Here is a 23,777-nt window from a genome sequence, read left to right as displayed (position 1 = left end):
GTTTTATGTTAAAATACAACGTTTTGATGATTATGAAAAGGCTGGATTCCAGACTGGAATGACAAGAAGAGGGCATGGGATGACAGGAGCGGAGCTATACAAAAAGAAGTAAAACGGCTCTAAAGATGATGCTATAGAAGTTTTTAGTACTTGCTCGCAACTTTCAACAATTTAATAGCACTGGTGTTTACAACCTCTCCGCCGACACGCTTAGTGACAAAAAACCTCACATAAGGTTTATTCGTATAAGGGTCTCGTAATATTCTTATTCCTCTGTTATCTACAATCTTATAAGCTTGTTTGAAATCTGCCATCGCAATTACCGGTAGCTGATTGTTTGGCACCGGTGGCATATCGGCAGATTGATATACTGGTATTCCCATTAAGGTATCTGGAGCTTCAAGCGACAAACTTGGTTGCCAAAGATATTGACCTGTTTGAGCTTTTAGTAGCCTAACATTCTTCAACGTACTCCTGTTCATCAAAAATGATGCATTTTTGGAATAATATTCATCCAGAGAGTAATACAATATCATTATTGAATCGCTATCCAATTTTTCAGTTTTAACTTGCTCTATTTTATTGTAGCCCTTTCCATCATCATAAGCTAAAATTCCTTTGGGTTGAAAAGTGCCATCACCCTTAATGAAGGCTTCGTTTTCTTTCTTACTAAAAGTCTCGGCAATCTTTTCCACCAGCCAACTCTCAACATCGACAAACGCATCATCGAGTAACTTTTGTGATATCTGTGGTTGAGCATATAACTCGTAAGTCGTGATAGAAATCTTTTGGATTTTAGGCGTGTCCGTATCTTTTGCAAAATCATACTTAGATTTATTGCCACCGTCCTCATCATCTACTGTTTCACTGCTCCAACCTGCACCGGCACGGTCAAAATCTTCTATAATGTAATCCAATGTTTCAGTAGAGATTCTTTGACTGGAGTATATTTGTCGCATTGGGGACGAATCAGTTACGCGCTTGTTTATGCGTTTTACAATATGCGGAGTAACTAGATACCCTCCGATATCATTATCATCTCCACTGAGGGTTTTGTGTGATAAACCGCTTTCCATTCCCTTGCGGATATAATCAGAAAAATATTTATCACTTGTGCTAAAATCTGTATTTACTTCTGGACGTTGAGCTGCAGTTTCGATCAAGTCTAAACGCTCTTTGCAACTATCAATGGCATTATTTACCTTGCATAGCTGCTCAATCGTTGCAGAATCAGCACGCCCTTTGCTCTCAATTTCCTTTAATTTGCGATCATTTATTAATTTAAATTGCTCCCATGATGAAGCGAGTTCATTGATACGGTGAGCGATATCGGTAAGTGACATAATAGCCTCCTTTGAAAATAAAATTAGAATGGAAATAAGGTAATAGGAATGGCACCCATAGATGTTTCCCACAGTTGTACGAATATTGCAATATGGTACATAGTAAACGATGTCATGCCAGTGTCTGGGCACATAACTGTACGAACATTGTAGTTTGGGAGCAATTCCCTACCAGTGGGGTGTCATCCCAGTGCCCAGACACTGGGATCCAGCTTCTATGCAACTTAATTAAAAACGTTTGTTTTAGCGTAAGACAACTACCTTTAGCTCATCAGCTCAGTTATAAGCAAAATTTCTGGATTCCAGACTGGAATGACATCATCTGTTGTGCAATTTATCTTCAAAAATGAATATTCGTACAGTTATGTGCCCAGACACTGGCATGACATCATTTGTTTATCTGTTGAAAATGTAAATCGGAAAATAGCGTGGCACTTTGTACCACGCTTAGTGATGTAAGCTTAATCCAGTAATTAAATTAAGCGAGGTAAAACAAAAGACAACAACAATATATAATGTTCGTTTTTTTATGTCAAGCACTTTTTTTATCTGCTTCAAACTTTTTTTTATCTGCTTCGATTAGATAAGGGATTTCAATATTAATTCTGCACTACTTGCAGTTTTTGTAATGGGTCTGCCAATGACGATATAATCAGCTCCTAAATTTATTGCTTCTCTTGGTGTTGCTGTTCTTTTTTGGTCGTCATGACCTGGATCTATACGAATTCCTGGAGTAATAATTTTAAAGTCTTCACCGCATTCTCGGCGCACTTCTTGAGCTTCTAGTGCAGAACAGACTATTCCATGGAGTCCAATCTTTTTTGCAAGCTTTGCAAGCAAAATTACCTGTGATTTTACCTCTCTTGCTACTCCAAGCTCGTTTAAATCCTCATTGCTCATACTAGTTAGCACTGTCACTCCAATCAGCTTTATTTTTGTGCCTTGCACCACACTTAGCGCTTCTTCAAGCATTTTTGTTCCGCCACTGATGTGCAGAGTTAACATTTCAACACTTAGAACTTTTATTACTTCAACTGTTTTAGCCACAGTGCTCGGAATATCATACAATTTCAGATCTAAAAAAATTGGTACATTGCATTTTGCAACTTCTTGCACTCCAGAGAGACCATGAGCAGCAAAAAATTCTAATCCCAGCTTTACCATGCCAACTTTACCACGCAGAGCATTAGCTAGAGAAATAGCCTTATTTAAGTCTTGTGTATCCAGTGCGCATATTATTGGGTTCATTATCTTGCATAATTTTTTTTATAATAAAGCTAATTATTATGTTTTGCAAATACCTTCACTCTGATTACGTTCATAAGATTCTGTCAATAGTGAATTTGGCAATTTGATCGGGGTGGATGAGCGACTGTTATATCCAGAATCTTCCTCGGATCCATATCCAGGATGGCTTTGTTGCATCGCTAGCTATGATGGATTAAAGATAAAAAAGATGGAGAATATCAGTAGCTTATTATTCTGGTATTTATAACAAGAACGGTCAGTGAATACCTAAATTTGAGTAAAAGAAATTTCACTACCACTCACTAATCCGGCTAAAATTCAAGAATTTCAATGCTTTAGCTATTTTCAATAGAATTAAGTTTATTAATATAAATAATAAATTACTATTCTTAAATTTGATCAGATTGATTGCAAAAAAACAAGATTTTCAATAGGTTGCTTATAATCCTAGCTATAGTTAGCCTTTCATAAGTAGCGATGCAACAAAGCCATCCAGGATCTCCTGCATGTAAAGGAACAGATGTTTCGTCTGGCGATGATGCATATACAAGATCTTCCAGCGAAGAAGAAGGCGTTTTGTCTGGCAAAAGCCGTGCAAATTCTTCTTGTAACGCAAACTTTAATATTTGAATCGTATTTAATATTGCTTTTCCATCATTATTTCTTATAGGTTCTTCTATATTGTCTGTTACGCATCTTATCAACAGTTGCACAAAATTCACTTGTTTTTCTTTCTCTTTCAAAAAATCTTCTATTTGACTGTCTCGTTCTAAAAGTGAATTTCTTAAACTTTTCACTTCGTTATTACAATCTTTTCTTATCCCATCTAACTCAAAAGATTGATTTTTAATTAAATCATCTGCTTTATATAGCTCTTCAAATTTCCTTTTTAATTCTTGAGATAAGTTTTTATTTTTCTGATTAATTTCTTTAAATTTACATTGTAATTCATCTAATTCTACACAAAGTTCTTCTTGTCTTTTATGTAATTCTTCTTTTTTTTCACATAATATATGTTTTTCCTTACACAATTTTTCTATTTCCTTACACAATTCCTCTTTTTCTTTAGATAATTTTTCTATTTCCTTATATAATTCTTCATTTTTTAATTCTGCATGTTTATTATTGTCTATTTTCCTTTTCAATACACAATATTAATAAATTAATAATATAGTCATTTCCAGCAACCGAAACCAGCTAGCGTGAGAACAATTTTGTTGGGAATGTGTTGGTCTACTGCTTGTTCTGTGCGAACTTTTCTATATAATAATTCTACTATATCGTAAAACCAGCTATATTAGCCTACTTTAGCCACATTTATATACGAATTAATTTGCCTAGCTTTGTTGCAATAATTTTACGTTTTTATTTTCACAACGCCGCTTTTGTTTAAATTGTTCTCACAAATATACGTACTTTTTTCGTGTTTTTGAAGAAAGTAAATAATGAAATTTTTTGTGACGCTAAAGTTAGGTGTTTCTTTTAAAGGTATTCTATCCACAAGAAGATATTGCCTTGTTGTGTTTTCCATCTGACAGTTTCACCCTCACACGTTTAAAAGACCATTATAAATAAGCCATAAACTGTATTAGTTGATTGGAGTTTGAGTGATATCTTTATAATTAAAGGCATTACACCCAATAGGATCATTTTCTTTTTTAGCACTATAGTAGTTTCTAATGCCATGGCTTAACTGCTTGGAATAATCAAAATTAAATGCTCCATCATCAAATGATTCTTCCTTTAGATTCCTAAACCAATGTTTTATTTCTTGTTCCTTTGCATGCTCTGGTGGTACTGATGAAGATTTCTCAGGATGTTGTGCTGTACTATGGCATGACAAACATGAAGATTTTTTATTATCTATTGGACCATTAAGTCTACCTAAATATCCTAAAGAACTTTTCATCACATCGGGATTTATCCAACATTCTAATAACCTTTTTCCGATTATATAATCTGCCGTAAAATAATTAGTGTCGTTACCCCAAGCAATACCCATTAACTTCATATTCAACCATGGATTTTTATTATTTATGGTACAATCATAAATAAACGTACCTGCAACCCATCCTGTTTCTTCTGATCTCTTATCTTTGACTAAAAAGTCAATTTGAAATAATCTCAGTTGCTTAAATACCTTTGGAGTTCCTTTTTCAGATTGATTAATATAGCTAGTCCAAGAGATACTGTTTTTAAGAGTTGGAATATCGTTCTGTGTTGCTTCTGTAAATACTAATTTTGCACTTACTGTACCATCTAAGAATTTACCTTTAGTAATATCAGGATTGTTTATATCTTGCCATACCCGTCCATATGTATAAGCTCCTCGCTCATTAACAATAGAAATTGCCCAATTCTGTAGCATAGATTTTTGATTGCTGTGTAATTCACCAGACTTAAAGGATCTTTCTCTTGTTAAACCATTAACAAATTCTCTACCAGTTATCCCATAATGCATCCATGGTGCATGATACCAATTAGCGACCTTATTACAATGTAAATCAAAATCACAGTTAATATTTCCGTCATATATGTATTTTAAAATTGTGTAAGCGTATTTTTGTGGTTCCTCTTTAAATGATATATATTCCCACGGGTTTTTTGCATTACTAATTTCAGTTGGGTAATCAGTCTTAATCCTAAAAACCTTACCATTATAACCTGAAGGTACTTTATCACATGAAGATATAACTGTTCTGTCAGCATATGTGAAACTACTATTTAGTATCAAAAGTGATAAGATTAATAAACTCCTAGTTTGTACTTTAAACCCTATATAATGTCTCTGATTTTTGCTGAGATTAAATCTTTTCATAGATATTGCCCTTCCATAAATTTCTTACGAACCGTCCTTTAAATTAACTATTCCTATAATAAAAGTAAACCAAAGATTTTGTTTATGTAAATTCAGCTTTGTTGCACAACCATTTATAGAGTAGATAGGTAAAAGAAATCCATGTAGCAAATTCAAAAGAAAGCGTACCAATGCCAGTGAAGTTTATTGAAGTAAAATGGGTATAGAAAGAAAAAAATATAAATTCTCTAAAAAATACTAAAGTTATAAAAATTATGCTTGCATTAGTTTTTTATGTGTATCATATAATGTCCTTATAGTTGTTAGAGAGGTAAATGCATCAATGATAGGTACTCAGGAATCTAAAAAGCTACACTTGGATAGTAAATATGAGTTAATAAAAGAATGTTTACAGCTGTCCCGTAGTGACGTTTTAACAGGTGGTACTCAAAGTTCATATGCAAGTAACTTAAATAATTTAGTACGTCTATTATTTGTTAAAGTATCTGATTTAACAGAAAATCAAAAGAAGTTAGATGAAGAATTATTAACTATTCTTAGCGACTGTCTATTTCTTCATCACTATTGCGATTACATTTACAGTGATATAGAAAGTTATTTTTGTTGTGAAGAAGATTATTTGCATCCTGACGAATATCGCTCTTATGAAGAAAAGTTAAAGCTTCATGATGCAAGCTTTGAAAGACTTGAGAAATTTTTACGAGATAATAAGAATAATCAAGATCTAAAAACTGTTCTTAACTTGAAAAGAGGAGAGTCTGGAACAACGATGTTTCATATGGTATCAGGTATAGGTGATGACGCATTAATGGGTTTACTCTTAAAAGCAGGGGCTAATCATAGTATAAGGGATAATAGAGGGAAGACACCCTTACATTATGCTGCTATTTGGTCTGATTGCATATCTTCTCTCATAAAAGCAGGAGTTGATCCTAACACACAGGATATTAAGGGGAAGACACCTTTGCATTATGCTGCTCATTCTGGTAATAGCAAAAATATAGATTTGCTCCTAGAAAACGGAGCTAAACGCGATATACTTGATAAACAAGGAAAAATCCCACTGCTAATTGCGGTTGATAATCGTAAAAACGATGGTGAACTGCACCTTATCACTGACAATCAATATCGGTTAACAAACGAGTTGCATGGGATAATTAAAGGACGTGGCGTTCGTAGTATTGATTGGTCAGATTACAATATTGAAGTTACTAAAAACCTGAAAGAGTTCTTAGACAAGCACAGAAATAATCAAGATCTAAAGGTGGCCTTAAATACTCGAAATCCACACGGACAGTCGGAAGTACTTAGACGTGCCAGAGATCATTTTGGTGATGGCAGCGAAATAGAAAACTTACTTTTAGAAGCAGGAGCAACTAACTATGAAAGGGATATATGTCATATTAAAGGATGTGGTAGTAGCGAAGGATGTTTGCACGAATCTAAGACTTTATGGAATAATTTAACACCATACCAACAGAAAATGCTAGGTAAATTCTTTGATATGGTGTCTCAAGTTCAAAATATGGGTAAACTAGAAGAAGTTGTAGATGAAGCCATAAAATTTGGGGTAAGGTTTAATTTTCCTCAACAAAAAATTTTGCAAGATGAGGCTACTGGGAAATATGTATTGGGGTATCATGTACTTAGATGTGGACCTGAATATAATTTAACAGATTATGTGATAAAAAGAATTAGTGAATTAAAAAAGGATCCTAAAGTTGCTAGTGATATAATATGTAAATTAGTATCAAAAGGAGCAGTGCTTTATAACAAAGATAGTATGGAAGTAATTAATGCATTGGAATCAGAGTTTAAAGACCATAAAACCAATATGAAAAAAGCTTATACAGATCATGTTAATCGTATTCAGAAGTTTATGGAAATTGTTGAAAGTGCGCATAATGGTAAGGTAAAAAATGCAAAAATGGATAATTCTACTTTTTACTTAGAATACTCAGAGGACAGTAAAATAGATGTTGCGAAGATTACAGATGGAGCAAGGAGTTTAGGACTAACTCAAGGAGAAATAGAATACGGAAGAGATATAATAAAGATCGGTAAAAGTGAGGTAGAAATTATAACGGCAAATGGCATAAGGCATTACACTGATCTTGCGGACAATAGCAATATAGTGTTAACTTTCTATACTAGTTTAGGGGAATTAGAAGTTAATTTATACCCTGGCAAGCAAGATAAAATAATAGTAGAAGTGAGTAATAAAAAGGAAATACTGGAAAAGTTCAAAAATTGTAAAGAAGAATTAGGTAAGAATTACTCATTTGGTGGGTATTTAGTATACGATGCTATTGAACAGGGATATTTTGAAAGGTCTGGAAAATTGATGCGTTCTGAAGCAATGAGTCAATCTAATGGAAAAACAGAAGAGAGTTGGTGTGAAAGAATAAGCAGAGTCTCAAACTCAGAACAAACAACAAGCCGTACTATAGGGTAAAATGGATGGTGCTATCAAGTTAATAGCTTAAGGAATTTTGGGAGTGTTAAATAAACTGTGTCAAACCGCATTTTTAGTTCAACTCAATTTTCAATCTGCCAGGAAAAAAAACATCAAGTTGAGAGATAGTTAATGCCCAATCATGTACAGGCATCGTCCACTTTTCCTCTGCCTTCTTTATAGCACAATATACCTGCTTATACAAGGCATTTATGCTGGTAAATGAGCCTTTGGTCTTAGTGAATTTCCTAATTTGCCTATGTAGCCCCTCTATGGGATGGCTTTGTTGCATAGCTAGTGTTGGTTGAGGTTATTGTAAGAAGAAAAGCTTTTTAATATATGGCTACTAACGCATTTTGTTGTAAAATAGGCATTTTTCAAACAAGTACAACTTATGCCACAAAAAATGAGAGTAAGTAACCAAAGAGAATATAACGAGTTTCTCAAAAAAAGAGGAAATGTTTTTCATTTTGTTAATCAAGCCATAGAAAATTGGTATGAAAATAGTCCAAAAGTTGCAGGTGGCAATAACACTTATAGTGATAAAGTTGTAATTTTAATACACATAATAGTTCATCTTTTTAGAATTGGCTTGAGACAAGCTGTAGGTTTTGTAAAAGGTTATATGGTACAAATAGGCAAAAAACTTAAGATTATCAGCTATACACAAGCTTCCAGAAGATTTAAAAAGCTTAATTTGAAGATTGATGACCATAGAAGCAATAAAGATGATCTGGAAAATGTTGAAATTGCCGTAGATAGCACTAGAGTTAGTATCTACAATAAGAACGGTGGGCATAGTAAGCTTAATATTCGAAAAAGAAAATACAGTGGTTATGGTCAAGTAAGAAAATTACATGTTGTTTTAAACATAAATGATAAGAAAGCAATAAGCATGAACTACACTAGTGGTGTTGCTGTAGACTATTTGCCGGTCTGCGATATGTTAGAAGAAGTCAGTGATAAATATAACATTTGTTCTATTCGAGCAGATGCGGCTTATGATATAAAAAGTGTGTATAAAGAATGCAGAAAATACAATATTGTGCCTATTATTCGCCCTAGGAAGGATACTAAAATTTGTTTAGCTGACTACTTATCAGAAAGAAACAAGTATATTAGTAGAATTAGGTCATATGAGAATTATGAAGATGGTATTAATGAATGGAAGAAAAAAGTTAAGTATGGAGCACGGTCTTATATTGAAGTCTTTTTCTATAGGTTGAAGCAAATATTTGGGTTTGGCTTGAAAAATAAATCAGAGGTAAATCGTGAAAAAGAGCTGTTAATTAAGTGCTACTTATTGAACAAATTTACTGATATAGGTATGGCTAAATTTAAATTAGCTGCGTAAATTCACTGTGATTTACATGCCTATCAGTGCTATGCAACAAAGCCGTTCCGAATTAGGAAAGACACTGTTTATAGCTGCAGGAAAGCTTTTCAGCCCATCAACGCAGGCAATAAGGATATCTTCTACTCCTCTTTCTTTGAGGTCATTTAGCACTCCCAACCAGAAGTTAGCTCCTTCACTTTCAGCCAAATAAAAACCTAATACTTCTTTTTTGCCATTTTGATCTATGCCTAATATGTTATACATGCATTTACTTACGCAATGCCCGTCCTCTTTGACTTTAAAAAACCATGAAAACTATCGGATATACAGACTGCAGCGGGCGACTACGCCATTCGTTGATTACTGGTAGCAATTTGTCAGTAATACTTGATATCTCTGCCACCGATATTTTGTGATCATAAATTTCCTCAACATGTGACACTATATCTCTATAGCCCATACCACTGGCAAATGTGCTCAAAATCTTCGTTTCAAGCTCTGGATGTAAGTTTGTTTGCCTTTTTTTGACTATTTGTGGTTCGAAACTTCCTTCCCTATCTCTTGGCGTCAAAAGCTCAAATGACCCTGCGCTTGTACGTAAAGTCTTTGCATTCCTCCCATTTCTTCGATTATTCTCTTCGCTTTCAGCCGACAAGTGGTTTTCTATTTCACCTTCCAGGCTTACCTCCAGCAACTTTTTTATAAACGGTGTTAATGCTCCATCTCTTCCTGTCAACGGTCTTCCTTCTCGTATAGACAACAGGATATTTGTTTCTAATTCTTTATAATCTACCAAACCGGTAGTTCTGTTTACTACTTTCTGACTCATTGTCAAACCTCCATTTTTTTATATCAATTTATTACTTTTTTTTCGGTTTGACACAGTTTATTTAACACTCCCTTTACCTCTTAATAAATGGTACTTCTGTGTCCTATTTCTGTGATGATTACTGTGTTCTCTAATTTATCTACTTTATAAATAATCCGATAATCGCCTACTCTTAATCTTTTACTTCCTACTAATCTACCACTTAATGGTTTACCAAGATTAATTGGATCAATTGTAAGCCGCTCGTCTATAGCTCTTCTAATTCTTGATCTTATTGTTGGTGGTAAAGTAAGGAAATCTCTCTCAAGAACCTTTTCTGAATAGATAATATTGTATTTCACTCATCTTTAATTGTCTTTGCAGATAATATTTTATCCCAATCGACATCCTCACTTCTGACCGTCTTTGCATCTGGCACATCACGTTCTTTTATAATTTCAGCCATCTCTTTCTCTGCTTCAAATTCTTCTTTCACAAGACACACTAAAACTTCTGGTATAGTTTTATTCCATGCTTTTGCGACCTCTGTAAGATACTGAGCAAATTCACCCTCGAAACTTACATTAATATTGAGCTTTTTTTGACTTTGAGCCATATGATTAACCAGAAAACATCAACTATAGACTATAACATTTTTACACAATTTTGTCAATCCCCTTACTCGTTGAAATAACAATCTTTCTCTTTGGCTTCACACCTGCAACTTTTAACTCTGCTTTGATTCGTTGTCTTAAATCCAATAGATCTTTTATCTGAACTTCCCCATACCTAACCACATGATCGCTGTACGCAATTGATACTACTCTCTCTCCGCTCTGTAGCTTCTTTATCGCTTCTTCTACTTGAGTTAAATATTCTTGGTTGTACATCAACTTTTCTCACTCAACCATTGACTTCTTCTCACTCTCTTTGACTTTTTAGCTTTTTCACCTGCTAAACTTTCCCATTTACTCTCTGGCCAACGATCAATCCCCAGGGCAATAGACGCTGCTCTTGCGTAAATTCGGCAATCTAGTACTTCATTTCGGTCTCTTATCTTTTGCCACTCTTGTTTGGTATATCCTTTTACTACCTTGGTAATTAGTTGCTCTGCGGTTAGCTGCTTAAAATATTCAGGTGGATATTCGGGAAAATGACAATACCCCCGCGCCCCTTCTGTTAAAACATTAAGTAGCTGAAAAAGCTCGGACTTTAATATCGATACTCCAACTGGCCACAGCTTCATTCCTCTCTTTAGCTTTTGTCCGCTAACTGTTACATCTACTCTACTTGGGCTGCTAAGTGGCACTAGCGCTTTGTTTGCACCTTTCACTGCCATTACCCTCCCAGAGCCCTGGTGACCTCTTACCCAGTTGTATACTTCTTGTGTTGCATATCCAGCATCTACCGCCATCATACTTATCATGTATTCAAGCCCATTTTCACCGATAAAATGATGATTGAGTAGCTCCGAAAGTTTTCCCCATACTTCTTCTCCTCCCGGATGGCTTTGTTGCATCGCTAGCTATGATGGATTAAAGATAAAAAAGATGGAGAATATCAGTAGCTTATTATTCTGGTATTTATAACAAGAACGGTCAGTGAATACCTAAATTTGAGTAAAAGAAATTTCACTACCACTCACTAATCCGGCTAAAATTCAAGAATTTCAATGCTTTAGCTATTTTCAATAGAATTAAGTTTATTAATATAAATAATAAATTACTATTCTTAAATTTGATCAGATTGATTGCAAAAAAACAAGATTTTCAATAGGTTGCTTATAATCCTAGCTATAGTTAGCCTTTCATAAGTAGCGATGCAACAAAGCCCTCCCGAATTGAAGCGCACATTCTGTTTACTACATCGTCATTCTTGCGAGGGTTGCGATCATATTCGACAAGATTTTCAATAGGATAGTAGTGTATTGCTAAATTCATATTCTTAATATTTTATTAAATTGCTATATTTAAATTCTTAACAACTAATTAAAAAGTTAATAATCAAAATACGTCTGACGCTAGAGAAGGTTTGGGCTTTTTGCTACCAAGTCAGCCTGGCTGGCGGGAAGGACCCATATTTCACTCTGGTCCTTTGTTATGAAAATCGTTATTTATAGTAGAATTAGTATTAAAACTCATTATGTAAAATATTAATATCACAGCATTCGCTAAAACTCATTATGTAAAACATTAATGCCAAAGCATCTGCTTCATTATCGTCTTGAGGAAAAAAACCTTTGCCTTTCACAGCTTCAATGACTTCACCCTTACTTGCATTGCCTTTGCCTGCTATGAAACGTTTTATCGTCTTCACCGGAACACCTTTGTATGGTATATGATGCTTTTCACACCAAGTAGCTAAAACAGCAAAGAAACCACCATAACAATGCGCAGCATCAGTTCCAAGGTGTCTTCTTACTTCTTCAAAATACACTACAGAAATGTCTTTCAAGGAATTAAGCCAATTACTAAAACTTAAGAAGCACATGCCACCTCCGCTGAAACGGCTACCATGAAAATTTTTGCTCCCACTTTGAATTACTCCATCTGTAAGAATAGCCCAGCCAGTTTGTTTGCCGAGGTCGAGTGTTAGCATTTGCTATAATTTTACTGTTTAAAACTATGAGTAGCCTGTTTGACAATCAAAAACTTGCTAATGCCCAATAAGCTGAGTTTCCTCCCCCTAATAGTTATATACAGTAAATGTAACTTTTTGTTCAGTATTAATTATCATTTTATTGCACAATTTGGTAAAGGTGTTTGAGATAATCTAAATCTTGATAGTTGCTCCACTACCTTATTTCTTTTATCCATTGTTTCTTTTTCAGTCTTTTCCACTTCATTTCTACATTTTTCAATCTCTTCTAAGTTTTCTTCTGACTCTTTTATCCTTTTATCCTTTTATCCAGTAGGTCAATGAAGGCATTGGTGTCAGATTTTAAGTTTTCCACTTCTTTTTTGTCTTTACTTTCTTCTATCCTTTTTTTTATCCGGGTTTCGATATCAGAATCTAAGTTTTCTTCTATTTCTCTTCTCTCTATACTTTTTTCCAGCAAGTTGATTAAGATATTAATATCAGATTCTAAGCTTTCTACCTCTTTTCCAAAAACTTTTATATAATCCAAAATAAGATCTAGTATAAATTTATCTCCTCTATAATTCAGCTCAGGTTGTATTGTCAATAGCCTTATGAGCTCAATCGTTGCTTCTTTTCTTTTTTCTACATAGCCATAGATTTCAGCCTCTTCTAAAAGTCTAAAAACATCAATATTGTCGCGCAAAAAGTCTAAGTTCCTTTTCTGCATGATTTCTCATATTTGTTAGTCTCAGCTTTAGTTTTTTTAGGCAAAAGCTTGTCTAAGTTGCTTTAAATCTTTATCATGAGTTGAAGAGTGCATAATGAACATAAGACGCCTAAGCAAAGAAACCTGTTATTGCTTTTGCATTAAAAGGGTTGTTGTTATCATCGAAATATTCCATGAGCCTCTCATCCGGTGTTTCTTCTTCTATGGCAGTAACTTCAAACTTTTTTCCTTGAGCTACCTCTACAATTTGCTGATTTCATCACTGAGAGTTTTGCAATTAATTGCTCAGAGATTTTAAACAAAAGCTGTTCTACTGACATACTTTGCTATACCGAAATTATGAAAACTGTTCACTTTTTTGAAAAAATATTTTACAACGAATAAAAAACGTGATAAACTAAAGCAGGGATTTTTTTATAACAAGTAAAAGTTTAAAGTAAAAAATAATTTAGAAATGCCTTGTAATCGAGTTTTAAGCTACTCTACATGAGCAACTTAGGTCTTGGTGGTATAATTGTACCCTGAAGTCGTAGAATCGTTTTAAAACCGCGCTAATTGTATCTTTCATTAAATGTAAATATCTTAATAATGTTTTGTGGCAACCTTTCTGGACTTCTTTTTTTTGCTGTTTAAGTTATTGTACTCTATTTGTGTTTTACTATTATTTTATATTATTATCGTTACTATTATTATTTATTACTATTATATATATATAATATATAAGGGTTTTAGGAACGTAGAATCCGCTATAATGGCTGACTTTAGATACATGATTTCTAGGAACGCTTTTAGGAATGTAGGTAAAAAAGCTAGCTCTCACGCAGAATTTAGATCCCTGATTTCTAATTACTGATTTAGGAACCTAGGAATTAGGAATGTAATACAATCATTGGCGGTGCTATTTCTTATATATTCTACCTATCTTTAGTTGAAAATTATATCGTAATCTTCAGTGCTAAGATTAGCGTTTTAGTTGAGTGGATGTAAATTGATAGTAGCTATAGATTGAAAGGGCAATAGAGAAAACTGGGTAAACTCTAAAATATTTTTACCCATAAAAAAAGACTTATCCTAACATTAAATTTTGCCTATAGCTAAAATCTTCAGCTCCAAGAGTGAACTTTCCTATACCACAAGCAAATGGTCCAGTTGGAATGTCAAGCCACTTATCCTCTTTTGAACCTGTAGACATCACTTTAACTAACTGCTTTACCTGTAAAAGTTCCTGTACCATACGCTCTAGTCTATCCCTTCCCATGCTGTGAAAAACTTCAGGTAGTCTATGCCGTTGCTTATATACTCCTGTGCTTCCTGTGTGAGTAAATGGGTGTCCTGCAACAGCAGATCGTGTAATTGCATCAGTAAGACATATTTTAAGGTCTTTTTCACTAGCATTTTTAACTGTTAGTTGTATTGTTATATCTTCTAGTAGCCCTGTTTCCTGATTTCTTAGGTAAGTTCTTACAGTGCGATCAGCTAAACCATTGGCCTTCACAACTGCCCCATGAAACAAAGCATTCTGTCTTGGTGTTTCTCCTACTGCCTTAAAGATTTCTAGCCTAGCTGTATTTTCTATTGGCCAAAAAGCGTATGAGCATCTAACACCATTAACAAGAGCAGAGGTACCTCTAATTGCATCGCGTGCTTGTTCAGCAGTTAATATCGGTTTTTCTCCTTTTGGCTTGCTCATGTGATGAGCAGTAATTATCGAAGCTCCAGTACTACATGCTAAATCAGATAATAAGCACATTAGATAATCCCCTACAGCAGGATCAGCATTTATATCTGCATGGATAAATGAAGCAAGTGGATCAAATACTATCAATTTCAGATCTTTAATTTCCTCGAGCTGTTTCATTACGGATTCGAATTCAGGAGAAACTTCGACGATTTTACCACGAACATTTCTGAGTATTGTAAGTGATCCTCTAACGTTTGGCAGTGGTACAATAAATAATTTATCTTTATGTTTCAACCTTTCACACTTAGGGTCGAGTCGTTCTAAGCGGCGGTGTATCTCACTTGCATCATCTTCTGCTGAAAAAATCACTACTGATCCATGTTCAGTAACAAGTGAACCAAAGCCACACATTTGATCTCTATTACTTGCAACTTTAAGTGCTAAATCAAGAAGTAGCATTCCTTTGCCTGTATCTCCCATTGCTGCTATTATTGAAGTAACACCTAAAGGAAATATCCCTTCAACAAGAAACTTTTGCTCTGGTACCGGACCTACAAAGCGCTCTGCACTCCAATCTAAAATGTTAAGTGGCTGTTTTGTGGATCTTTCTAAACTTTTCATATTTGAAGTATCAGTAGCTGGAGTATCAATAGTAAGTAACAGAGTTGAAGCTAAAAACTCTTTGACATCTATACCTTCCTCTACACAATCAGCAGCATCCCATTTCTCAGGTTTACCTTGCGGAATCTCAAGAACAGCAAGTGATGCAACTCCGATCTCTAAAAGCTTTTTTTCAACATTTTTAGCATATTTTTTACCTGCTTCATCATTATCTGGCCAAATGATAATATGCTTACCTTTAAGTGGTGACCAGTCTGTTTTATCAATTGGTGCGTTTGCTCCAGACATTGTTGTTGTAGCTGCAATCCCTTGTTCTATCAGCGCTTCAGCACATTTTTCTCCTTCAACCAGAATAACTTTATCAGACTTCAAAATGCCTGGAATATTGTATAGAGGCCTTATTTCTGGTGAAGCATAATTCAACGTTTTAACATCAAATGGACGATATTCTTTTCCTTCAGGTGGATCATATCGGTAAACTATAACAATAACTTGGTTGTTTTCATCGTAATAATTCCAGCTACAAGTCATGTACTGTTCTAGATCTTTGATACTCTTTTTTTCTCTAGTGTGTTGTTTGCCAAGCCATTCACTTATAGAAGCCATTACTTCAGGAAACTCTGTCCTGGCGTTTTTTCTATGCACGGCCGCCCAAAGATCGATAATGTCACCACCGTCCCCGGTTGCGAAATCATTCCATAACCCGGCTTTACTGCCACTTAGCTCTACTCTTAAACTTTTTCCTCTATTACCCCAGATATCCCCTACTTGAAACTCATTTCTGCAAAAAGTGCCATTAGGTAGTAAGTACGAAAGACACGATCTTATCTGCAACAATAGTTCTGCTTTACTGCTTAAACCGAAATTCATAGTTCAAAACCTTTAAATGTTCCCTATGTGCTCTATACCGTAATTGCTGCTTGTTGTGCGCCATCACCATTATTTAAATTGCTATCGCCATTATTCTCAGAAAAAAAGCGCAGAATATCAGTAGGTTAAAATCGCATCGCAATTATTTAATTTTGCTCCGCAATTACAATCAGTCTCCGAAAACGATCACTCTTGAAGAAGTTAATTATTCAAGAAAAATTATGAAATCGCAGAACTCTTACTCGGGAATTAATCCTATAGTTGTTAAGTACGTAAAGTATTATGCAAAATGTCTTAAACGCCTTAAATGTTTTGCCGATGAAAGCATTGAAGATATTGAACAAGAACTTTTTTTACTTGTTTAGCCAACAATTATTCAATATGACGAGAGTAAAAGTTGTTTTGTTGCTTTTGTTAAACAACTCGTTAAGTGCCGTGCCATTAACTTAGTGTATAGGCAATCATGCGAAAAGCGTGGTGGCAAACAAGGTATATTATACATAGATCATACTATTTTAGATAACATTGCTGATGAAAGGTGCCGTTTTGAAGATGAAATAGCAGACCGTAGTGATCTTGATTACATTGTCTCAACACTACCTCAAGAATGGCAAGTTCTATGCAGACAGCTAGAAATCTTCAGTGTTCCAGAAGTAGCTGAAATACGTGGAATAGCAAGGACAACAGTCTATGACATTCTCAGAAGAATAAGACGACATACAAAAAAAGTTTTCTAGAACCTCCGACAACAGAGAACCATTCCGGTATATAAAACATAGGGGGAGATTATGACTCTAAAAATAATAAGTAACGAAGAAAGAGTAAAAACAGTAACAGGTGTAAAAATGGTAATCTTTGGACCTTATGGAATCGGCAAAACTAGTCTACTTAAAACTCTCGATGAGTCGACAACACTCTGTCTTGATTTTGAAGCAGGGCTTTTAGCCGTGCAAGACTGGAAAGGAGATTCAATCAGCGTTCGTACTTGGAATGAGGCAAGAGATATAGCTTGTCTTATTGGTGGGCCAAATCCTGCACGGCTTTGTTGCATCGCTACTTATGAAAGGCTAACTATAGCTAGGATTATAAGCAACCTATTGAAAATCTTGTTTTTTTGCAATCAATCTGATCAAATTTAAGAATAGTAATTTATTATTTATATTAATAAACTTAATTCTATTGAAAATAGCTAAAGCATTGAAATTCTTGAATTTTAGCCGGATTAGTGAGTGGTAGTGAAATTTCTTTTACTCAAATTTAGGTATTCACTGACCGTTCTTGTTATAAATACCAGAATAATAAGCTACTGATATTCTCCATCTTTTTTATCTTTAATCCATCATAGCTAGCGATGCAACAAAGCCATCCTGCACTGAAGTCTGATCAAGCATATAGTCAAAGGCACTATGAGCATGTATCTGGCAAGTACAAAGATCTTTCTTCGGAGTTTTTTAAATATCATTGCATTTTTATCGATAGTATCACTGTTGCATCACGTTTATGCTTTTTATGGGCAAGAATGCAACCTGAAGCTTTTTCCGATAGATCGGGAAGAGAAGATAAAAGAGCTGCTTACGGCACACTTGCTCAGGAGATGATGGCTTGGCTCAATCAGTTTCAACATATTCGGGATAAAGACATCATCATAGTTGGCACTTTAGGTCAGTATCTTGATGATTGCAATCGTCCAACCTGGCTGCCTCAATGTGAAGGGGCTAAAACTGCCAGTGAAATTCCTGGAATTGTTGATGAAGTAATCAGCATGGTTGGAATCAAGAAAGATGATGGCACAGAGGTACGTTCATTTGTCTGTCAGACCATTAATTCCTGGGGATACCCTGCTAAAGATCGAAGTGGATGCCTTGATATGGTTGAAGAGCCGCATCTGGGAAAATTACTTACGAAAATCAAAGCTAAAGCCTTTTCTACTGCTGCTTAATGGAGAATAACTATGCTACAAAACATTTTCACTATTGGTCAAAAAGTCCCTTTTTTCAGCGTAAAAGAGTATTTAAGTGACAAAGCACCAATCCCAGAAGACATCATCTACCCAAGGATATTAACTCCAAGGGGTTTGTTGGTATTTGGCGGGCCACCTAAAATTGGTAAAAGCGATTTTCTAATTTCATGGCTCATGCACATGGCAGCAGGAGTTTCATTTCTGGGTATGACTCCAAGTCGTCCTATGAAAGTTCTCTGTCTGCAGACTGAAATTGATGATGGATATTTAAAAGAGCGTCTACAGGAGTTAAAACTTGATAAAGAGCTTTTGGATATTGGTGCAAACAACTTCATGATCACGCCAAGAGTACAACTATCGTTTAGTAGTGAAGAGATAGATGAAATAAAAAACTCTCTGGAGGAAAAAAGTTTCAAGCCAGATATTATCGCCATAGATCCTCTACGAAATATCTTTAATTCAGGTGAATATGGTAATGAGAACGATAACAGCGCTATGCTATTCTTCCTGCAAAAAACGCTTGAAAGACTGAGAAATGTTATTAATCCAGATGCCGGTATAATACTTACCCACCACACTAAAAAATTATCCAAAAAAATGCTGGAAGAAGATCCATTTCAAGGTTTAAGTGGTGCTGGGTCTTTAAGGGGATTCTACACTACAGGTATGGTGATGTTTCGGAAGGATGAAGAAAACAGAGAAGAAAACGGAAAAGAAAAAACCGCATGTCAAATAGTTTTTGAGTTACGCAATGGAAAGCATATCCTGCGCAAGAATGTCGACAAGATAGATGGTCGCTGGCAGTTTGTGGACCAATGGAATAGCTGATTCTTTTTCAATTTTATTATGGGGACATTTATGTTACAAGATTTAACTGATTTTAACACGGCAAAGTCGCAAAGTAATTTAATACCTAAAGGTACAACGGTAAAAGTCAAAATGGCTATTAAACCTGGGGGTTATGAATGCTGGCTCACTAAAAGTCCCACTACTGGTAGTATCTATTTAAACGCAGAATTTACCGTCATTGAAGGGCCATATGCAAAACGTAAGATTTATCAAGTAATTGGTATTAAAAGTGGCAAAGCAAGCGTTGAAAGAGAGGATGTTTGGGGAGAAATGGGTCGTGCTATGATTCGAAGCATTTTAGAGTCAGCACGCAATATTCATCCACATGATAATTCAGAAAAGGCAACTCTTGCTCGTAAGCTGAACTCTATTGCAGATTTAAATGGTTTAGAATTCAGAGCAAAGGTAGGTATTGAAGCTGATCGGTATGGAGAAAAGAACAAGATTGCTACAGTTGTTACTCCAGAGCAACACCAAAATACTGAAATTGATTGGGTGCCATTTTGAAGTACGACGAAGAGAAGCTCTGGATTGCTGTCATTGAGAGGGCTATCAAAGATGCAGTAGGAAAAAACGTAAAACTGAAAGAAGAAGCGATAAAATGGTTAAATTCAGAGTCTTTTGAAACTGTTTGTGAGCTAGCTAATCTCAGCTCTAAACGTATGAAAAACATGTTGGTAGGTTATGGGGGTTTTATGTCTAAAAAGGAAATAAAGGCGTCATTAATTGATAATATTAAGGAATGTGTGTCTCATCTAATTCCAGAAGGTAAGTTTTACCAAGAGAAGACTTATGTCGGCAGCTTAAATGGAGATACCATTATGGTTAAAATAGTAGGTAAAAAAGCTGGTAATTGGCGTAATTTTACCACAGGGACTAGTGGTGACATTATTGATCTTTGGACTTTAATCAAAGGTAATATAGATTCTGCCAAGGAGTGGTTAAATACTAAAAATACTGAGAAATTACAAAATAAAGAAGCAAAGGGGGCAATAAAAAAAGGGGAAAAGGCGTTTTCTGTAAGACAGTATTTAAGCGATCAATCTCCAATGCCGAAAGATGTCATAGGTCCAGAGATCTTAACATCAGGAGGGCTTTTAGTTATAGGCGGTACTCCAAAGATTGGCAAAACCAGTTTTCTACTCTCTCTGTTAGCACATATGGCAGCCGGAATATCATTTCTTAATATGAAGCCTGCAAAGCCACTAAAGATACTATATTTACAGGACGAAATGAATCGTGACGGTGTGAGAAGGCGTGTACAGCAACTCAAGATTAACCAAAAGCTCATGGACTTAGTGAAAGAAAACCTAGTTATTACTGCAGAAATCAAGATAACGTTAAATGATGAAGGAATAGAGTGGATCAAAGATACTATCATGAAAAAATTTGGAACAAAGACGGTTGACCTTATTGCAATAGACTCGCTTACAACACACTTTATGATGCTGTCGTTTTTACAGAATGGAATTGAAAAATTACGCTCTGCAACTAACCCAGCAGTGGGAATAATCATGACCCATCACACTAAGAAAGTATCCACAGCTACACTGGAAAAAAATCCATTTCAGGCTCTGGTTGGAGCTAATGCACTCAGAAGTTTCTATACGTCTGGTATAGTAATGTTTCAACCGAGTAGACGTGAAAATATCCTACAGGTAGTGTATGAACTTGGAAACGGAAAACCTATACCAGCAAAATTCATTAGCAGAGCTAACGGATGTTGGAAAGCTTCTAAGATTGTGGCATTAGCTTGATTACTTTGTCAACACAAGTGTGAAGGGATTAAGGCGATAACCATGTTCCTTACAAATTAATTCTGGCCAACCAATGGTTTGAATAACATCATCACGTTCGATGCTCAATCCTGATTGGTTGGCCAGTTTTTCTTTTATTTGTCTTTGCATTTTATTCAGAGGATATCTTATTTGTTGTTCTAAATCTGTAATTTCTGAATGAAAAATTAAACTATCTGCTATTTTTTCGGTGCTAAGAGGTACATGATGTTTTAATGGTATACCATTTTCAAAATCATCGAGGAATTGTTTGAGTAAAACGCGAAAGATACTAATACACAATATAGCTCTTTTATTGACTCCTGCAACAATGTTGCAATAAACTTTGGTCCGCTTTTCCACTGTGTGTGAAAGAGTCTGGCAGCTCTTTTACTCGAAACACGATATGCACGTCTTCATGGTTAATCTCAATTCGCTTAACTAATGTTCTAATGATATCACGTCTAGTTAGCCAATCTGCGTTATCAAGACTTGAGTTAACGCTAGAAGAAAACTCTTCTAAAGTAGTCACCACTAGAGTTAAGTCTTGTTCAAGTCTTTTTTGATCAAATATCTTTTTCTTTTGCTCTCCGATCATTTGTAAGGTTTGTTTCATTGCTTTAATTCTTGGTTTAAACTCTTCTTCATTGATGTATCCTTGAGTATAGCCATCAATAAGCCTTGCAATGCCACAGTTTAATTGATCTTCTTTTTTCTCAAGAAAGTCACTTTTTTGATCTAATGGTGATTTTTTAATCTCTGAAAGTCTACGCTTGTATTCTTCTAATATCCGAGTAGGATTTTTCAATAGGTATTTTACCTCTTCCCATACAGCCACGTCTAATACATCTGTACGAATCATTCTATTATTACACATTTTATTGCCACCAAAGTGACCTCGCTCCGTACCAGTACAACGATAATATGTTCGACGAGCGCTAGAGCAAGTGCTAATACCATGATATCCATAATGACAAAGCTGACATACTGTTAAACCTTGCAACAAGTAATTTGCTCCCATTCGTCTTCTCCTAGCTATTCTTTTATTTTCAGTTAGCTGTTCTTGAACTATATCAAATAAATCTTCGTTTATAATATTAGGTACAGGAATATAAATCCAATTTTCTTTATCAGTACGAAAAGTAGAATAATTGTCTTTCGGTTGCTCACAAGAGCGTTTCTGTGGTCTTACGTGTTTTAATTTTACTCCTAGCTTTTTTTTACCGAATGCTGCTTGTCCTTTATAAGCAGGATTTTGTAATAGACGACAGACTACACTCCTATCCCAATACCTTTTTCCTGTTCGTGTTACGATGGACATAGCTCTTAATCTATGACATACTTCTCCAATGCTTACTCTTCCCCTTCCCACCCAAAAAAACATTTTACGAATGACTTCAGCTTCCTCTTCATTAATTTCAAAAAAGGCTTGTCCTCCTCCTATATGCTTATTTATATAACGATAGCCATAAGGAGCTCCACTCATTACATTTATACTGCCTTTATTGGCTGCGTGAATCTTGCCTCTACGACTTCGTTCCATAATTTTTGCACGTTCATATTCTGCTATCATACCCTGTATTTGTAATAGTAATTGAGATTCTGGATTATCGTCAATTTGACAATTCAAGAAAACTGTTTCTACACCCAATTTCTTAAATTCATCAACTAATAACATTTGATGTACATATTTGCGAGCCAAACGATCAGGAGAATGAATATAAACCTTATTAATATTACCTTCTGCTATTTGATCTCTTAATTTTTCTAAACTAGGACGTATTATATCAGAGCCACTATAACCATTATCAATAAATTTATATTCACTTAGTAATTTATGTCCATCAGCACTAATCTTATTCTCTATAGCAGTAATTTGGCTTGCTATTGTATCTCCTTGCACTTGTTTTCCTGAAGAAACTCTCGCGTACAGACTAACAGTTATCATTGCTCCCCCTTAAATTGATTCTATTGTTACATTCAAAAATTTTCTCCTTTTGGCTCCCATTTACTTGTTTATTTAATGCTAGTTTTTTATATGCATCTAATAAGTACAATTCTGCTAACCGATTAGGTTCATAACTATAGCTAACACGAACAGTCAGTTTCTTTTTTCCCATGAGCTTTCCTTGAAAATATATAAATATGTTCATATATCACTCATCGAAACAGATGGTCAGTTGATCGTTGGTTCTATAAGTGAAAACAACTCCTCGTTCTTTGAGTAGAAGCTGCCGGGAAATTATTTTTTTTAGTTTTATGTTTGTTGCAACATTGTTGCAGGGGTATTTACTACTTCAATGTCATTTACGTAGACCGTACCATGTGAGAACCCAAGTTGTAGAGTTTTCTTTGGTGATTTAGGTTTAACTTGTTTTAGTGAAATGACAGGAAAAATTTGTGTAGAGACATTAGCAATTAACTCTGGTATAGCTGCTTCAAGAAGTATTTCATATAAGGTCTTATTCTCACAAAAAAGATCAGACATTTTTACGATGGGCAAAACAACTGGCAAGTCCGGTAGGCTTTGTTGCGTCGCTAGCTATGATGGATTAAAGATAAAAAAGATGGAGAATATCAGTAGCTTATTATTCTGGTATTTATAACAAGAACGGTCAGTGAATACCTAAATTTGAGTAAAAGAAATTTCACTACCACTCACTAATCCGGCTAAAATTCAAGAATTTCAATGCTTTAGCTATTTTC

Annotated in this window: 23 protein-coding genes and 5 pseudogenes; 9 read left to right on the top strand and 19 right to left on the bottom strand. The window is 35.0% G+C overall.

Annotated elements, in window-relative coordinates:
• Positions 1-143: 143 nt before the first annotated feature.
• The 5 genes from ABWU38_RS02490 to ABWU38_RS02470 all read right to left on the bottom strand — a co-directional run bounded on the left by ABWU38_RS02490 (position 144) and on the right by ABWU38_RS02470 (position 5,409).
• Complete coding sequence (locus tag ABWU38_RS02490; RefSeq protein WP_353272423.1) at positions 144-1,343, bottom strand: phage major capsid protein; 1,200 nt, start codon at positions 1,341-1,343, stop codon at positions 144-146.
• A 579-nt stretch (positions 1,344-1,922) separates the two neighbouring features.
• A complete protein-coding gene (pyrF, locus tag ABWU38_RS02485) occupies positions 1,923-2,591 on the bottom strand; it encodes an orotidine-5'-phosphate decarboxylase (RefSeq protein WP_253307329.1) in 669 nt (222 codons plus the stop codon).
• Positions 2,592-2,627: 36 nt separating this feature from the next.
• Positions 2,628-2,768, bottom strand: a complete 141-nt coding sequence (locus ABWU38_RS02480; protein ID WP_353272422.1) for a hypothetical protein — start codon at positions 2,766-2,768, stop codon at positions 2,628-2,630.
• A 212-nt stretch (positions 2,769-2,980) separates the two neighbouring features.
• Positions 2,981-3,736 (bottom strand): hypothetical protein, encoded by a 756-nt coding sequence (locus tag ABWU38_RS02475; RefSeq protein ID WP_353272421.1) that lies wholly within the window; start codon positions 3,734-3,736, stop codon positions 2,981-2,983.
• A gap of 443 nt (positions 3,737-4,179) precedes the next feature.
• Entirely contained in the window at positions 4,180-5,409 is a 1,230-nt protein-coding gene (locus tag ABWU38_RS02470) for a hypothetical protein (RefSeq protein WP_265017582.1), read from the bottom strand.
• 322 nt (positions 5,410-5,731) lie between these two features.
• Between ABWU38_RS02470 and ABWU38_RS02465 the strand changes: the two genes are divergently transcribed.
• The gene (locus ABWU38_RS02465) at positions 5,732-7,864 is read left to right on the top strand and encodes an ankyrin repeat domain-containing protein (RefSeq protein ID WP_353272420.1); all 2,133 of its coding nucleotides are present in this window, start codon (positions 5,732-5,734) and stop codon (positions 7,862-7,864) included.
• A gap of 73 nt (positions 7,865-7,937) precedes the next feature.
• Here the strand turns inward: ABWU38_RS02465 and ABWU38_RS02460 are convergent.
• Positions 7,938-8,147, bottom strand: a pseudogene (locus ABWU38_RS02460) (IS256 family transposase); the annotation flags it as partial.
• 111 nt (positions 8,148-8,258) lie between these two features.
• Between ABWU38_RS02460 and ABWU38_RS02455 the strand changes: the two are divergent.
• The gene (locus ABWU38_RS02455) at positions 8,259-9,218 is read left to right on the top strand and encodes an IS5 family transposase (RefSeq protein ID WP_353272271.1); all 960 of its coding nucleotides are present in this window, start codon (positions 8,259-8,261) and stop codon (positions 9,216-9,218) included.
• Positions 9,219-9,248: 30 nt separating this feature from the next.
• On the opposite strand, the pseudogene ABWU38_RS02450 reads toward ABWU38_RS02455, so the two are convergent.
• From ABWU38_RS02450 to ABWU38_RS02415, 9 genes and pseudogenes are all read right to left on the bottom strand, one after another.
• Positions 9,249-10,029, bottom strand: a pseudogene (locus tag ABWU38_RS02450) (IS256 family transposase); the annotation flags it as partial.
• Positions 10,030-10,109: 80 nt separating this feature from the next.
• Positions 10,110-10,370 (bottom strand): type II toxin-antitoxin system RelE family toxin, encoded by a 261-nt coding sequence (locus tag ABWU38_RS02445; RefSeq protein ID WP_253303276.1) that lies wholly within the window; start codon positions 10,368-10,370, stop codon positions 10,110-10,112.
• A complete protein-coding gene (locus tag ABWU38_RS02440) occupies positions 10,367-10,624 on the bottom strand; it encodes a hypothetical protein (RefSeq protein ID WP_264688165.1) in 258 nt (85 codons plus the stop codon). Before ABWU38_RS02440 ends, ABWU38_RS02445 begins: the two co-directional genes overlap by 4 nt.
• A 40-nt stretch (positions 10,625-10,664) precedes the next feature.
• Positions 10,665-10,898 (bottom strand): hypothetical protein, encoded by a 234-nt coding sequence (locus tag ABWU38_RS02435; protein WP_353272265.1) that lies wholly within the window; start codon positions 10,896-10,898, stop codon positions 10,665-10,667.
• Positions 10,898-11,509, bottom strand: a pseudogene (locus ABWU38_RS02430) (terminase gpA endonuclease subunit); the annotation flags it as partial. The gene ABWU38_RS02435 and the pseudogene ABWU38_RS02430, both read right to left, overlap by 1 nt.
• Positions 11,510-11,813: 304 nt before the next feature.
• Positions 11,814-11,948 (bottom strand): annotated as a pseudogene (locus tag ABWU38_RS08395) (DNA methylase N-4); the annotation flags it as partial.
• A gap of 190 nt (positions 11,949-12,138) precedes the next feature.
• The gene (locus ABWU38_RS02425; protein WP_353272419.1) at positions 12,139-12,606 is read right to left on the bottom strand and encodes a crossover junction endodeoxyribonuclease RuvC; all 468 of its coding nucleotides are present in this window, start codon (positions 12,604-12,606) and stop codon (positions 12,139-12,141) included.
• A 289-nt stretch (positions 12,607-12,895) separates the two neighbouring features.
• Positions 12,896-13,315, bottom strand: coding sequence for a hypothetical protein (locus ABWU38_RS02420; protein ID WP_264688160.1), 420 nt, complete (start codon positions 13,313-13,315; stop codon positions 12,896-12,898).
• A 1,066-nt stretch (positions 13,316-14,381) separates the two neighbouring features.
• The gene (locus ABWU38_RS02415) at positions 14,382-16,487 is read right to left on the bottom strand and encodes an AAA family ATPase (RefSeq protein WP_265016579.1); all 2,106 of its coding nucleotides are present in this window, start codon (positions 16,485-16,487) and stop codon (positions 14,382-14,384) included.
• A gap of 221 nt (positions 16,488-16,708) precedes the next feature.
• Here ABWU38_RS02415 and ABWU38_RS02410 point away from each other — a divergent pair, with 221 nt between their 5' ends.
• The 7 genes and pseudogenes from ABWU38_RS02410 to ABWU38_RS02380 all read left to right on the top strand — a co-directional run bounded on the left by ABWU38_RS02410 (position 16,709) and on the right by ABWU38_RS02380 (position 21,053).
• A complete protein-coding gene (locus ABWU38_RS02410; protein WP_353272418.1) occupies positions 16,709-16,852 on the top strand; it encodes a hypothetical protein in 144 nt (47 codons plus the stop codon).
• An 84-nt stretch (positions 16,853-16,936) separates the two neighbouring features.
• A complete protein-coding gene (locus ABWU38_RS02405) occupies positions 16,937-17,224 on the top strand; it encodes a hypothetical protein (protein WP_353272417.1) in 288 nt (95 codons plus the stop codon).
• Between the two features lie 51 nt (positions 17,225-17,275).
• A complete protein-coding gene (locus tag ABWU38_RS02400) occupies positions 17,276-17,626 on the top strand; it encodes an AAA family ATPase (protein WP_410542150.1) in 351 nt (116 codons plus the stop codon).
• Positions 17,627-17,850: 224 nt separating this feature from the next.
• Positions 17,851-18,426: pseudogene (locus ABWU38_RS02395) on the top strand (AAA family ATPase); the annotation flags it as partial.
• A 12-nt stretch (positions 18,427-18,438) separates the two neighbouring features.
• A complete protein-coding gene (locus ABWU38_RS02390) occupies positions 18,439-19,275 on the top strand; it encodes an AAA family ATPase (protein WP_265016580.1) in 837 nt (278 codons plus the stop codon).
• Between the two features lie 30 nt (positions 19,276-19,305).
• Positions 19,306-19,803, top strand: a complete 498-nt coding sequence (locus ABWU38_RS02385) for a hypothetical protein (RefSeq protein WP_265016581.1) — start codon at positions 19,306-19,308, stop codon at positions 19,801-19,803.
• A complete protein-coding gene (locus ABWU38_RS02380) occupies positions 19,800-21,053 on the top strand; it encodes an AAA family ATPase (RefSeq protein ID WP_353272416.1) in 1,254 nt (417 codons plus the stop codon). Before ABWU38_RS02385 ends, ABWU38_RS02380 begins: the two co-directional genes overlap by 4 nt.
• Here the strand turns inward: ABWU38_RS02380 and ABWU38_RS02375 are convergent, their stop codons facing one another.
• The 4 genes from ABWU38_RS02375 to ABWU38_RS02360 form a co-directional block, all read right to left on the bottom strand.
• A complete protein-coding gene (locus tag ABWU38_RS02375) occupies positions 21,054-21,434 on the bottom strand; it encodes a hypothetical protein (RefSeq protein WP_353272415.1) in 381 nt (126 codons plus the stop codon).
• Positions 21,385-23,019: a recombinase family protein gene (locus ABWU38_RS02370; RefSeq protein ID WP_353272414.1), complete on the bottom strand. Its 1,635-nt coding sequence runs from the start codon at positions 23,017-23,019 to the stop codon at positions 21,385-21,387. The genes ABWU38_RS02375 and ABWU38_RS02370 overlap by 50 nt, the downstream gene beginning before the upstream one ends.
• Positions 23,006-23,224, bottom strand: coding sequence for a hypothetical protein (locus ABWU38_RS02365; RefSeq protein WP_341819653.1), 219 nt, complete (start codon positions 23,222-23,224; stop codon positions 23,006-23,008). Before ABWU38_RS02365 ends, ABWU38_RS02370 begins: the two co-directional genes overlap by 14 nt.
• A gap of 104 nt (positions 23,225-23,328) precedes the next feature.
• Positions 23,329-23,586, bottom strand: coding sequence for a hypothetical protein (locus tag ABWU38_RS02360; RefSeq protein WP_353272413.1), 258 nt, complete (start codon positions 23,584-23,586; stop codon positions 23,329-23,331).
• Positions 23,587-23,777 lie beyond the last annotated feature (191 nt).

Origin of the sequence: Wolbachia endosymbiont (group A) of Urophora cardui, from assembly GCF_964028435.1 — a bacterium.
In the GTDB taxonomy this organism is placed as follows: domain Bacteria; phylum Pseudomonadota; class Alphaproteobacteria; order Rickettsiales; family Anaplasmataceae; genus Wolbachia.
Note: the sequence above shows the minus strand (reverse complement) of the source record. Positions and strands in the feature narration are given on the sequence as shown.

Excerpts from the sequence above, each read along its gene's own strand:
- ABWU38_RS02490 (WP_353272423.1), bottom strand. The coding sequence starts at position 1,343 with ATGTCACTTACCGATATCGCTCACCGTATCAATGAACTCGCTTCATCA.
- pyrF (WP_253307329.1), bottom strand. The coding sequence starts at position 2,591 with ATGAACCCAATAATATGCGCACTGGATACACAAGACTTAAATAAGGCT.
- ABWU38_RS02480 (WP_353272422.1), bottom strand. The coding sequence starts at position 2,768 with ATGCAACAAAGCCATCCTGGATATGGATCCGAGGAAGATTCTGGATAT.
- ABWU38_RS02470 (WP_265017582.1), bottom strand. The coding sequence starts at position 5,409 with ATGAAAAGATTTAATCTCAGCAAAAATCAGAGACATTATATAGGGTTT.
- ABWU38_RS02465 (WP_353272420.1), top strand. The coding sequence starts at position 5,732 with ATGATAGGTACTCAGGAATCTAAAAAGCTACACTTGGATAGTAAATAT.
- ABWU38_RS02455 (WP_353272271.1), top strand. The coding sequence starts at position 8,259 with ATGCCACAAAAAATGAGAGTAAGTAACCAAAGAGAATATAACGAGTTT.
- ABWU38_RS02440 (WP_264688165.1), bottom strand. The coding sequence starts at position 10,624 with ATGGCTCAAAGTCAAAAAAAGCTCAATATTAATGTAAGTTTCGAGGGT.
- ABWU38_RS02435 (WP_353272265.1), bottom strand. The coding sequence starts at position 10,898 with ATGTACAACCAAGAATATTTAACTCAAGTAGAAGAAGCGATAAAGAAG.
- ABWU38_RS02425 (WP_353272419.1), bottom strand. The coding sequence starts at position 12,606 with ATGCTAACACTCGACCTCGGCAAACAAACTGGCTGGGCTATTCTTACA.
- ABWU38_RS02420 (WP_264688160.1), bottom strand. The coding sequence starts at position 13,315 with ATGCAGAAAAGGAACTTAGACTTTTTGCGCGACAATATTGATGTTTTT.
- ABWU38_RS02415 (WP_265016579.1), bottom strand. The coding sequence starts at position 16,487 with ATGAATTTCGGTTTAAGCAGTAAAGCAGAACTATTGTTGCAGATAAGA.
- ABWU38_RS02410 (WP_353272418.1), top strand. The coding sequence starts at position 16,709 with ATGAAATCGCAGAACTCTTACTCGGGAATTAATCCTATAGTTGTTAAG.
- ABWU38_RS02400 (WP_410542150.1), top strand. The coding sequence starts at position 17,276 with ATGACTCTAAAAATAATAAGTAACGAAGAAAGAGTAAAAACAGTAACA.
- ABWU38_RS02390 (WP_265016580.1), top strand. The coding sequence starts at position 18,439 with ATGCTACAAAACATTTTCACTATTGGTCAAAAAGTCCCTTTTTTCAGC.
- ABWU38_RS02385 (WP_265016581.1), top strand. The coding sequence starts at position 19,306 with ATGTTACAAGATTTAACTGATTTTAACACGGCAAAGTCGCAAAGTAAT.
- ABWU38_RS02370 (WP_353272414.1), bottom strand. The coding sequence starts at position 23,019 with ATGATAACTGTTAGTCTGTACGCGAGAGTTTCTTCAGGAAAACAAGTG.
- ABWU38_RS02365 (WP_341819653.1), bottom strand. The coding sequence starts at position 23,224 with ATGAACATATTTATATATTTTCAAGGAAAGCTCATGGGAAAAAAGAAA.